The sequence below is a fragment of the Thermodesulfovibrionales bacterium genome (assembly GCA_035686305.1).
In the GTDB taxonomy this organism is placed as follows: Bacteria; Nitrospirota; Thermodesulfovibrionia; order Thermodesulfovibrionales; family UBA9159; genus DASRZP01.
This window is the reverse complement of record DASRZP010000044.1, coordinates 1-12,224: the sequence shown is the minus strand read 5'-3', so window position 1 is coordinate 12,224 and position 12,224 is coordinate 1. Positions and strand designations below refer to the sequence as shown.

Sequence of the window (12,224 nt, the reverse complement as noted above, 5' to 3'; positions counted from 1 at the left end):
AATAACCAGACCCTACAGGCTGCTCAGGCAAGTTTACGCCAAAGCCAGGACAACCTCCGAGCCGGCTACGGCGTTTTCTACCCTCAGCTTGATGCAGGCTTTGGAGCCGTCCGCGAGAAGTCGTCCCAAGTGCGTATCATTGGCAACCCCCACAGCAGTATCTTCAATCTCTATACGCTCTCAGGGACCATCAGCTATGCCCTCGACGTGTTTGGTGGCAACAGGCGCCTCGTGGAAGGTTTGGAGGCAGAGGTGGATTTTCAGCGTTTTTCCATGCTCGGCACATACCTCACCTTGTCCGGTAACGTTGTCAATACTGCCATAGCCGCTGCAGCCTACCAGGCCCAGATCGAGGCTACAGAGCAAATCGTCCGCGAAGAGAAAGAGCAGATTAGCATCATAGAAGGACAGGTGGAAGCCGGCACCGTGCCTTACGTAAACGTTCTCAGTATCAGGAGTCAGATGGCTGCCACTGAAGCCACGATTCCGCAGCTGAAGCAAAAACTTAGCCAGGCCGAGCACCTGCTTGCCGCACTCGTTGGACGCACCCCTGCTGAATGGGCACCCCCCCGGTTCGATCTGATGACAGACCTTATGCTCCCCGGCGACTTGCCGGTAACCCTCCCATCAGAGTTAGTGCGACAACGCCCCGACATCCTGGCGGCCGAGGCACAGTTGCACAGTGCCAGCGCAGAAATCGGGGTGGCAACGGCCGCTCTGTTCCCGAGCTTTACGCTAAACGGAACCTATGGCCTGAACAGTACTTCCATGAGCGATCTCTTCAAGAGCACAAGCAGCTTCTGGAGTCTGGGTGCCAATATTGCCGCCCCCCTTTTTCATGGAGGGACCCTGTTATCCCAACGGCAGGCGGCCATTGAAGGCTACAACCTGTCACTGGCCAATTATCGTCAGACAGTCCTCAGCGCCTTTGCCCAGGTTGCCGATACACTGCGGGCACTGGAACATGACGCCGAGACCCTGCATTCTCAGTCGCAAGCGCTCGATACGGCAGAGGAGGCCCTGCGGTTGATCGAGATAAATTATCAAGCCGGCCTTGCCAATTATCTTCAGGTTCTTATCGCAAACGGCCAGTACCATCAAGCAAAGATCGGCTATCTCCAGGCTTTTGCGCAACGCTTTCAGGACACTGTTGCCCTCTTCGTCGCCCTTGGTGGCGGTTGGTGGAATGCCGATGAAAAGGCGCTGACAAGCCATGAGTCGCAGGGACCTGGAGTGATCCCCGTGAATCAGCATGAGGTGCAGTACAGGCTGTGCTATAGTACGGACATCTTCTCTCTCGGAGGATGCCTTTGTCGTGAAAGGATGGGAAGCTTTCGGTCTCAAAATGCCGCTTGTCAGGCGATAAGTGAATGAGGTTCATAGGGTTGTTTGCTCTCATCTTGTGAGAGTATTTCTGGTTTCTGCTCCTCAGACAGGAGAAACGGAGGTCAAGGCGATGGTCAAGGATATTCATTGGTTGGGTCATAACACATTCAAGATTACCGGTGAAAAGGTCATCTATACCGACCCTTTCAAGATCAAGAAAGAGGATAAGGCAGACATAATTCTCATAACCCATGAGCATTATGACCACTGTTCACCTGATGATATTAAGAAAATACAGGTCTCTGATACCGTCATAATCGCGCCGGCTGATTGCGTGGGTAAACTGTCGGGGAACACGAAAGTTGTCAGACCCGGTGACAGAATCAGGGAAGGAGGAATCGATATTGAGGCCGTGCCCTCTTATAATACGAACAAGCAGTTCCATACGAGGGACAGAGGATGGGTTGGGTATATCTTTACGGTCAAAGGTGAACGTATATATATTGCTGGCGATACGGACTATATCCCGGAGATGAAGACATTCAAGGCCGATATTGCCCTCCTGCCGGTCTCGGGAACCTATGTCATGACAGCCGACGAGGCGATACAGGCTGCCCTCGATATAAAGCCCAAGATCGCAATCCCCATGCATTATGGTTCTCTCGTGGGCTCTAAGAGCGATGCCCGAAGATTTGCTGAAGGCCTGAAGGGAAAGGTCGAGGTAATTGTCCTTCACGAGGAATAAGACTGTGGAGAAGGCTGATGGATCCTCTGTCGAAACTCATAAAAGGGAGTCTTGGTAGTACCGTCATCTCTCTTGCAACTCTCGACTCCACAAACACCTTTGCCATGGAATTGGGGGAGAAAGGGGCTGCCCATGGAACGGTTGTCCTCGCCGAAAGCCAGACAAGGGGCAGGGGTAGGCTGGGCAGGCAATGGGTGTCGTGTCCCGGACGGAATATCTTAATGAGCGTTATACTCAGACCGGCCCTTGAGTCCGGAAGCCAGACATTTCTGACGATCATGGCAGGGGTTGCGGCTGCAAAGACACTGAGGGAGTCTATCGGCCTTCAGGTGGGGATCAAATGGCCTAATGACCTCATGGTTTCCGGCAAGAAATTGGGCGGCATCCTCGTTGAAACGAGATCGGCTCAGGGGAAGATGCATTTTGCCGTAATAGGGATGGGGATCAACGTGAATTCAGAAGTAAAAGACTTCCCTCCTCATATGATAGAAATGGCTACATCCATAAGGATTGAAACCGGAAGAGAACACTCAAGAACAGTGCTCATTGCCGGCATTCTCAACGAAATGGACTACTGGTATCATACGATCCTCATGTCGAAGGGGAGGAGTGCCATTCTTCGCAGGTGGCGTGACCTCACAGCTACGCTCGGGAAGACAGTAAGGGTTACTCTTGCCGACGAGACATTGACAGGAATAGCGGAAGATATCGACAAAGAAGGGATGTTGCTGGTGAGATTGCCCTCGGGCGCCATAAGAACGATAAATTCAGGTGATGTCTCTCTTCTTAGGTGAACTCTTCTATGCTTCTTGCGATAGATATCGGCAACTCGACCATCAGCGCAGGACTCTTCTCCGGAGCCCTTCTGAGAAGAAGGCTCAAGATGCCGAGCCATCCTAGGAGGGACGCTGAAGAATACCGGAAAGAGATCGAAAGATTCCTGGCGTCAGAGGCTGGAGGGAGAGAGCTCTCGGGAATCGTGGTCTCTTCTGTTGTACCAGGCCTTGAGGAGGTGCTCAGCCATGCTATAACAGGGATGAGTGTTAGGGAGCCCTTCATTGTGGGTCCTTCGCTGGACACCGGTCTGGGATTCGACGTAGAAGAAACCGGTCAGGTCGGCCCCGACAGGATTGTGAATGCCATGGCAGCCCGAGAGAAATATGGCGACCCTGTGCTGGCAATCGATTTTGGTACGGCGACAACCATCAGTGCTGTCAGGAATGGGAAATTCATCGGAGGTGCGATTCTGCCGGGCGTGGGGTTGATGTCTGAGGTCCTTCATACGAGTACATCGAGGCTCCCGCAGGTGGACATAGGAGCCGCCGTGATCTCTCTTAACAGGCGCCTTCCTGCTGTCGGTAAAGGAACGACGAAGTGCATTGTTTCTGGTATTATATATGGGATGGCTGGGGCAGTGGATAGGCTTATCCACGAGATTGAGAGGGAAGAGTGCCCCTTTATTGTTGTCATTACGGGAGGTTATGCGGCCCTCATGGCCCCTTTTCTTGAACGAAACGTCCTTTTTGATCAGGATCTGACCCTGCAGGGGCTCAGACTGATCTATGAGAGGAACACCTGATGCATGAATTGAGGAAAGATCCTCTCCTCGGCAGATGGGTGGCTGTATTGAAGAATTCAAGATCTCCTTCTGACTATGCCGACTATGACGTCCCGTCAGAGGACACCAAGGAGGGACCATGCGTACTCTGTCCAGGAAATGAAGGGAAGACGCCAAAGGAGATAGCAGCAGTGAGGGAGGGCGGAAGATGGTTATCAAGGGTCATTCCGAATTTCGATCCCCTTTTCCGGATCGAGGGAGATCTCGGCCGAAAAGGCTTGGGGATGTATGACAAGATGAACGGCATCGGAGCCGATGAAATTGTCATCGAAACCGATGACCATGGCCGGGGACCGGAAGATATCGGGCTCGAACAGGTGTTGAGGGTCGTGAGGCTCTACAGGGAGCGGATGGCTGATCTTGAGCGTGATGCGAGGATGCGGTATATCCTCGTATACAAGAATTCAGGGAAATCGGCAGGCGCGTTGTATCTCCATCCCCATTCCGGAATTGTTGCGACACCGATAATACCGAAGAGGATGAAGGACGAGCTGGACGGCGCCAAACAGTATTATGCTTACAAGGAACGGTGTATCTTCTGCGATATTCTAAGAGAAGAGATGAGACTGGGAGACAGGGTTATTTATGAGACCAAGGATTTTTTTGCCTTCAGTCCCTTTGCCTCCAGGTCCCCCTTTGAGTTCTGGATAGTGCCGAAGAGACACAGCTGTGCGTTCCAGGAGATCACTCCTTCTGAGACAGAAGACCTGAGTCTCATGTTTATGACGATGCTCAAGAAGATGAGGACCGTTTTGAGAACTCCGCCCTTCAATTATTTTATTCATTCGGCGCCAAACAGGATCCCGAGGCGTGACCATTGGCACACCCTCGGCGAAGATTTTCATTGGCATGTGGAGGTGATACCCAGGCTCCTTCTGACGAGCGGTTTTGAATGGGGCTCGGGATTTTATGTCCTTACCACATCCCCTGAGGATGCGGCAAAATACTTACGGGAGGCATGATGATGGATATCAGGAGCATTCTTTTTCCGACGGACTTTTCTGAAGGCTCAGTCTATGCAGTTCCCTTTGTCGTCGACCTTACGAAGCGCTATGGTGCAAGGCTGTACATTATAAATATCTTATACGATGTGGTCAAAACCACCGGCTTGCACGTCCCCCATGGCAACATTGACGAACTGTACAAGGATATGGAGGTGACCGCCAGGAAGGAGTGCGAACGGTGGTGTGCAGAAGAGTTGAGGGGCTACAAGGAGATCGAATACGATGTGCTCAAGGGCGTCCCTCACGAAGAGATCCTGAAATTCGCTGAAGAAAAGAAGATCGACCTCATCATCATGGGGACCCACAGCAGGAAGGGACTTGAACGCATCATCTTCGGGAGCACCGCTGAGAGGGTTGTGAGGAATGCAAAGTGTCCTGTTCTGACTGTGGGAGCCCCTCACAAGAAATGACGCAGGATGAGGCTCTATCTTTCTGAAAACGCCTTTATCGATATCCTGCTCAGTTCCGCTGAGGTCTATCGGAGGGAATGCCTCGGATTCCTCCTAGGCTATCGGATGGAGGACCGCTTCATTGTCGAGCATGCCTTCAGTTTCCAGACTGCCAACAGGAGACACAAGGGTGTGACCTTCCATGACAAGAACCACAAGAAGATAGGGCCGATCCTTGAGAAGTTCGACAGGCTCCAGATCGTAGGAGACTTCCATTCCCATACCCAGTTTGGCCCCACCAAGGGTCTCCCCGTTCCGAGTGAGGAGGACATCAAGGGGATGAAGGAGGGTCTCGTCTACGTTATTATCGCCATCAACAATAATGAAAAAACCGTTGCGTGGAGCGAAAAGAGGGACGGCACCATCTCCGGCTCAGTCGGAAATTTCTTCTTCAAGATCGCTGCCTATTACATCGCCGGGACGTTCAGCAGACGTGCAAGGATCCACTGTCCTTTCCCTCCGGGTTTCCTGAAGTCCCGGCAGGGCAAATGGCTATAGGTTAGGAGCATGCACGAGGCAACCGGCTTTCACCTCCTCACATCCGCCCCCGCGTACGGGATTTTATGATGCTGAGGACAGCAGTTCTGGTCATCGGCGGCGGCCCTGCCGGCGCCCTTGCAGCGAGGTTTCTTGCGCGTGAAGGCATCGATACGATCCTCCTTGAGAGGGACCTCACCTACGTGAAGCCTTGTGGCGGCGGGATCCCATCGACCGCTTTTGACGAGTTCTCTCTGCCGACATGCCTTGCTGCAAGGCGGATTGATACGGTGAAGCTCGTATCTCCGAGGGGGGAAAGCGTTCCGGTGAAACTGAAGGGCGCCTCCATTGTGATTGTCGACAGGGGTGATTTTGATGCGTCCCTGAGGAACGATGCGCAGGGGGCAGGGGCAAGGGTCATTGAAGCCGAGTTCAGACGATTTCTCGATATCGGGAAGACCATCATTCTTGAGGCCGCACTGGAAGGTGACTGCGCCAGGATAGAATCGGACTATGTTATCGCAGCTGATGGCGTCAACTCGAGAGTGAGGTCGGCCCTGGGTATGAAGCCGGTCGATTCGCTCTTCACCATATCTGAGAAGATACGGGAAGAGGTGACTGATTGCTGCGAGTTCTGGCTCAGTTCTTCCCATGCCCCTCGGCTTTATTCCTGGGTCTTCCCCCAGAAGGAAGGGGTCTCCGTCGGAACAGGTTCCCTGAATTCCCGGGAGACAAAGGCCATGTGGCAGAAATTCGTCGAGAGAAGAGGAATAACGACGGGTCCATCGATGAACCGGATCAATGGGCCGTCCCTGAGGGGATACAGGATACCTCTCTGGCAGGGCGACCTTTACACGAGGGGCAGGGTACTCTTCGTGGGCGATACTGCCGGACAGGTCTTGCCCTTGACTTATGAAGGGATATATTATGCCATGAAATCAGGAGAGCTGGCTGCCATGGCTATTGCCGAAGGAAAGATCGGAGACTACCAAAGGCTTTGGAAGAAGAGCTTCAGCAAACGTTTCATCCTTATGAGACGTCTCTGGGAGTATTTTTTGAAGGACGACCACCATGCGGAGAAACTTGTCCAGTTCCACAAGAGACCGGAGGTCCAGGAGGCCTCGATGAGGCTCTGGCTCAGGAAAGACTCGGGAAAGGGGAGTCTTTTATCCTACATGAAGATATTCAAGGAGCTCTTCCGGTGATCGAGGTCGCAGTCCCAATCTTATTACCATGAAACATTGAGATAGTCGAACATGTTCAGGTCTCTCTCCTGGCGGGTAGCGATACTGCTCTCGCTTATCATACATCTGTCGGCAGGACTCTTTTTTTACTTTTTTCCTTTGGAGAAAAAAGAAAAAGGCACTCCTTTTGTTACGCGCCTCGTCACCCCTGAGGAACTGGGCGAGAAACAGCCCAGGCGACCTGAGGGTCCTGTTGCGAGACAACGCCCGGCCGTGCCTAGATCACTACCGAAATCAGCACGTCCATCTGTGGTGAAGCCCTCACCTTCCCGACCCAAAGGACCTTCCCTGCCAGAGATGGAATCGAGACGCGTTCAACCCGTCCCTCAGCCCGAGTCCGAGGGCTCAAAGGGCGACAGCGGCAGGGGCGCGCCTGCTTCGCCGGGCCAGGGCAGCGCGGCGTCAAAGGGGCAGAGAGGCAGTGAGGGGGGGGCGGTCCCACTGAAACCGGGCGACATAAGAAGACCTCCTACCGGTCCGTCCCTGAGAGAGAAACTCTTTGACAAGGAAGTACTCGAAAAATTCGCAGAGAAGGAAGAGCCGAAGAGAGACAGCACAATCACCTTTGACACGGAGGAGTTTAAGTATCACACTTACATGGTGCGGCTGAGAGAGAAGATTGAAAGCATCTGGAAGTATCCACCAGAGGATGCCATGCGTGGCATCTACGGCGATCTTTACATACGGTTCACGATTAAGAAGAACGGATTGCTCGGCGGTATGGAACTGGTGAGGACCTCTGGCCACAGAAGTCTTGATGAGGCTGCCCAGCAGGCCTTGAGGGATGCCCAACCCTTCTGGCCCCTTCCTGATGAATGGGGGAAGGACGCCCTCACGATTACCGGCCACTTCGTCTATTCCATATATGGAACGAATATCCGGTAGCACGTGAGGGATTTGTGGAGGGATCACCCTGGGTCACCCGGGATCCTCACATCACACACATCACGGGAAGAGGTTTTATGGAATGACCCGCTCCTCAGGCTGCAGAGGCTAACCTTGACCGGGAGAACTGCTTTCGCGCGAGCTTCAGATGTTATAATAAGCAATGCGACCACGACTCTATCTAAGGATCGGAGATAAGGTGAAGCATATCAGGTTTCACTACTGGGGTGACGGTGAAGTGGTAGAAGAGAGCCATTCGTCCCTCCCTGGCGGCTTCTGTTTTGTCAGGGTCATTTTTGAAGACGGTATTGAGAGATCATTCATCAATGACCTCGACAACGAATGTTGCTGTTACTATGCTGGCGTACGCATCCTTTAGAAATCAAAGAGAGACCACGTTTGCCATGATGTGAGGCTCGTAACCTTCAATAGTTAAAGAAATATCTTGACAAATCTCTCCTGGCGTGAGATAATTTCACCCATGCGTCTATTCGATGATCTGCCCGCGGAACAAAAGCCGTCTGTCCTCGTGGTTGATGACCGTATTCCCAACCTTGAACTCATTGAAGCAATCTTTGAAAGGAACGGCTTTATCGTATTTACCGCCCTTGAAGCCGAAACAGCCCTCGATATCTTCGAGTCTGAAAAGATTGACATAGCCATCCTTGACGTGATGATGCCCGGCATGGACGGATATGAACTCTGCCGACGCTTGAAGAGCATCTACGGAAGGCGCTTCTTCCCCGTCATTCTTCTCACGGCACTTGTGGACAAGCAGAGCAAGATCATCGGTCTTGAATGCGGGGCAGATGACTTTATCAGAAAACCTTTTGATACCGAGGAGCTCATAACAAAGGTCAGGTCTCTCCTCAGGCTGAAGGGCCTTCAGGATGAACTGGAACATTCCGAAAATATCATCCTTACCCTTGCTGTGGCCATGGAATCGAAAGACCCGTATACGCGGGGACATTCGACAAGGGTCGGTGTAAAAGCCCGGTCTTTTGGGTCATTCCTCGGGTTCGGAACAAAAGAACAGGAGCAGCTGAGGAAGGCAGGTATCCTCCATGATATCGGAAAGATCGGATTGAGCTCAACGGTCCTCTCCAAGGAGAGCGATCTTACCTTGGAGGAGTTTTCCGTTATAAAACGCCATCCCTGCATGGGAGAGGAGATCTGCAGACCTCTCGTATCCATGCATGACATACTCCCTGCAATCAGAAATCACCATGAGCGGTGGGACGGAAGGGGATTCCCCGACGGGCTGAAGGGCAGGGAGATACCTCTTTACGCAAGAGTCCTTTCCATTGTGGATTCCTTCGACGCCATGGTCTCAAAGAGACCCTACAGAGACGGTATGTCCATCGGTGCGACCATGGAGGTCTTCAGACATGAAAAGGATAGTGGGCAATGGGATCCTGAACTCGTGGTTCACTTTCTCGAAATGCTGAAGTCGATGGAGCCGGACCACGCCATAAATGCCTAAGCTTGCTCTCGCCGGTGGCAATATAGCGGGCAGTACGGTGCTTTCCCTGTTGCGGGGGGAGCCCGATGTGACGATCGTGGGCATGTATGAAAAGAACCCCGATGCTCCCGGAGTGGCCCTTGCACGGAAATGGGGAATCCCCATCTTTGACGACCTCCACGCCCTGGCCATGTCAGCTGAACCGGAAGTTGTCATCAACGTCACCGGTGATCCACAATTAGGCGAAACCCTGAGGACCCTTTACAAACACATCGAAGTCATCGGTGCCGTCGGTGCACGCCTTCTCTGGAAGACGGTGGAGAAGAAGAAGCGGGCCGTCGTCGAACTCTATAAAGCTATCGAGGATGAGGCAAGGATCTCCGTCATTACGGAAGACCCTTTCGGCAAAAAAAATCCCAGAGAACTTCTTCGAACGGCCCTCGACAAGGCCATGGAAATAACCGATTCTCCGGCAGGCAGCATAGCTCTCATGGAGGAGGGAGAGATGCATGTTATGGCTTCAAAGGGGCTGAGCAAGAGGTTTGCCGAGAATGAACGCTGGAAGATCATGGCCGGCGGATTAACAGACCTGGTGATCAGGAACCGGGAGATCGTTGCCATACCCGATCTTTCGCTCGTCAATTATGGCAATAATGCGGCTCTTCTCGACGAGGGGATCAAAGCCGTTCTTATAGCACCGTTATTGGTCAACGGACAGGTCTATGGGGTGATGTATCTCGACGACTTCAGCCAAAGGCAATACTCTGAAAGGCAGAAGCGGGCCGTCAATCTCTTCTCAAGGGTCCTTGGCCTCGTCCTGGACAGGCAGAATAGCCAGAAGAGGGTTAAGGCCCTGGAAGTCGAGATGGCTGAGCTTCACGAGAGGCTTGACAAGAGTGTGATCGAGAGGACAGAGGAACTCGAGCGCCTGAACCGCAAGCTCGACAGGGAGAGCCAAATGAAGAGCAGATTCATTACGAACATGAATCATGAGCTCAGGACGCCCCTGAATTCGATCCTGGGGTTTTCCGATGTCTTGCTGGGAAGGACCTTCGGAGATCTCACAGAAAATCAGGAGAGGTACATAAAGAATATCCAGTCCTCGGGAAAACATCTCCTCGAAGTCATCAATAACTGCCTCGACATAGCAAAGATCGAGGCCGGCAAATATGATATGAGCTATGAGACCTTCCCGGTGATTACCGTCCTTTCCGAGGTCTTTAATGTCATCTCTCCTCTGGCCGACAAGAAGGCCATCGACTTTAAGTTCTCCATAGGCAGTGATGTTGATACGATTACTGCAGACAAGGTCAAACTGAAACAGATCCTCTACAATCTTCTTTCGAACGCCCTCAAATTCACTCCCGAAGGAGGGAGCGTAGGATTTATTGTCGAAGGGGAGACAGGGAAGGGTGAAGACCACCCATTCATGAAATTCTCTGTTTGGGACACGGGAGTCGGCATAAGTCCTGACGATATCGGACGGATATTCGATGAGTTCGAACAGGCAGACTCAACCTTGTCGAGAAAATATGAAGGAGCAGGACTCGGTCTCGCCCTGACCAAGAGACTCGTCGAACTCCACGGGGGAAGGATATCTGTCGAGAGCAGGATCGGTGAAGGGAGCAGATTTACCTTTGAGTTGCCGGTGACTACTCCGGTCCAGGGGGCCCCTATGGAGGAGATCGAGGCAGTGAACCTTAATTTCCCCTGGATGGAGGAGAAGGCCCCTCTCATACTCGTTGTGGAAGATGACGCAGCCAGCGCTGAACTTCTCACCCTCCACCTCACACAGTCTGGATATAAAGTTGCCCACGCCTTTGACGGCGAGGAGGCCCTGGAGAAGGCAGCAACCTTGCGACCCTTTGCCATCCTCCTTGATATTATGCTCCCCAAGAAGGATGGTTGGGAGGTCCTTCAGGCTCTCAAGGAGGACGAATCAACATCCCGTATTCCTGTCCTGATCCATTCCATCATTGATAACAAGGACCTGGCCTTTGCCCTCGGGGCAACAGACTATCTCCTGAAACCCCTTGACAAGGATGCCCTTCTCAGCATACTCCAAAATCTGAGTATCACGAGGAGCAGGAGGTATCCGATAACCGTGCTCGTCATTGAGGCGGGAGGTACCCTTGACTCCCTGAAGGAGGGGACCTTTGGCCAGGAGCTTCTCATCTATTCCGCGAAAGAGGGCAGACGGGGTATCGAGCTTGCCGTGGCCCTCCTGCCCGATGTGGTGCTCCTCGATTTTGAACTCCCCGACATGCTTGGCTTTGATGTTGTGAAGGAATTAAAGGAAGGCCCCTCAACGAGGAAGATCCCCATCTTCATCCTTACGGAGAGGGACATCTCTGTTGAAGAGCGGATCAGTCTTGTGGGAAAGATCGAGAGGATCATCAGGAAGCATAAGTTCGATCCCCGCGAGCTCCTCGACCATATTACGGAGATCGAGGTCCTCTATCCGAAGAAGGCAGGACTCGTGGACGGCCTCACCGGCATCTTCAGCCACCGGTATTTCCAGATCAGATTGGCCCAGGAAGTCGAGAAGACATTGCGATACAAGCAGCCTTTGAATCTCATGATCCTCAAAGTCGACTCCTTTGGAAAGTACATAGCGGAAAATGGAGAGAACTACGGAAACGATGTCGTTATTAAGATTGCCGAGCTTCTCAGGAAAAATATCAGGGGCTCCGATGTGGTGGTGAGGTATGGCAGGGACGCCTTTGCCGTGCTGCTCCCCAATACGGTCGTCTCAGCGGCCCTCTCCTTGGGAAACAAGTTCAGTGCGATCATACGGAATTATCCCTTTGCCTACGGGGAGACCCAGGCGAAGGGAAGGATAACGGCAAGTGTGGGCCTGACCTTCCTCGACGGACAGACACCTGAGGAACTCATCCTCTGCTGTGAAAGGGCCCTGGCACACGCGATCAGCAAAGGCGGCGACAGGGTGGAGGTCTATTCAAGAGATATGGATGAGACCGAAGCTCTGTCATAGTCCTGATCTCTTCCTCGAC

At 52.7% G+C, this 12,224-nt stretch carries 12 protein-coding genes; all 12 read left to right on the top strand.

The genetic code is table 11. The annotated features are described in order from the left end of the window. On the top strand, positions 1 to 1,374 hold a 1,374-nt coding region (locus VFG09_04960), incomplete at its 5' end, for an efflux transporter outer membrane subunit (GenBank protein ID HET6514489.1). A gap of 82 nt (positions 1,375 to 1,456) precedes the next feature. After that, a complete protein-coding gene (locus VFG09_04955; protein HET6514488.1) occupies positions 1,457 to 2,071 on the top strand; it encodes an MBL fold metallo-hydrolase in 615 nt (204 codons plus the stop codon). A 17-nt stretch (positions 2,072 to 2,088) separates the two neighbouring features. Further along, the gene (locus VFG09_04950; protein ID HET6514487.1) at positions 2,089 to 2,865 is read left to right on the top strand and encodes a biotin--[acetyl-CoA-carboxylase] ligase; all 777 of its coding nucleotides are present in this window, start codon (positions 2,089 to 2,091) and stop codon (positions 2,863 to 2,865) included. A gap of 8 nt (positions 2,866 to 2,873) precedes the next feature. After that, the gene (locus tag VFG09_04945; protein HET6514486.1) at positions 2,874 to 3,650 is read left to right on the top strand and encodes a type III pantothenate kinase; all 777 of its coding nucleotides are present in this window, start codon (positions 2,874 to 2,876) and stop codon (positions 3,648 to 3,650) included. Continuing rightward, positions 3,650 to 4,651, top strand: a complete 1,002-nt coding sequence (locus tag VFG09_04940; protein HET6514485.1) for an HIT domain-containing protein — start codon at positions 3,650 to 3,652, stop codon at positions 4,649 to 4,651. Before VFG09_04945 ends, VFG09_04940 begins: the two co-directional genes overlap by 1 nt. Then, a complete protein-coding gene (locus VFG09_04935; GenBank protein ID HET6514484.1) occupies positions 4,648 to 5,103 on the top strand; it encodes a universal stress protein in 456 nt (151 codons plus the stop codon). The genes VFG09_04940 and VFG09_04935 overlap by 4 nt, the downstream gene beginning before the upstream one ends. 6 nt (positions 5,104 to 5,109) lie before the next feature. Then, positions 5,110 to 5,640 carry a Mov34/MPN/PAD-1 family protein gene (locus VFG09_04930; GenBank protein HET6514483.1) on the top strand — a complete coding sequence of 177 codons (531 nt, stop codon included), beginning with the start codon at positions 5,110 to 5,112 and terminating at the stop codon, positions 5,638 to 5,640. Between the two features lie 65 nt (positions 5,641 to 5,705). Next, entirely contained in the window at positions 5,706 to 6,824 is a 1,119-nt protein-coding gene (locus tag VFG09_04925; GenBank protein ID HET6514482.1) for an NAD(P)/FAD-dependent oxidoreductase, read from the top strand. Positions 6,825 to 7,160: 336 nt separating this feature from the next. Continuing rightward, positions 7,161 to 7,748, top strand: a complete 588-nt coding sequence (locus tag VFG09_04920; protein HET6514481.1) for an energy transducer TonB — start codon at positions 7,161 to 7,163, stop codon at positions 7,746 to 7,748. A gap of 199 nt (positions 7,749 to 7,947) precedes the next feature. Then, entirely contained in the window at positions 7,948 to 8,127 is a 180-nt protein-coding gene (locus VFG09_04915) for a hypothetical protein (protein ID HET6514480.1), read from the top strand. 102 nt (positions 8,128 to 8,229) lie between these two features. Then, a complete protein-coding gene (locus VFG09_04910) occupies positions 8,230 to 9,231 on the top strand; it encodes an HD domain-containing phosphohydrolase (protein HET6514479.1) in 1,002 nt (333 codons plus the stop codon). Next, positions 9,224 to 12,205, top strand: coding sequence for a response regulator (locus VFG09_04905; GenBank protein ID HET6514478.1), 2,982 nt, complete (start codon positions 9,224 to 9,226; stop codon positions 12,203 to 12,205). The genes VFG09_04910 and VFG09_04905 overlap by 8 nt, the downstream gene beginning before the upstream one ends. Positions 12,206 to 12,224 lie beyond the last annotated feature (19 nt).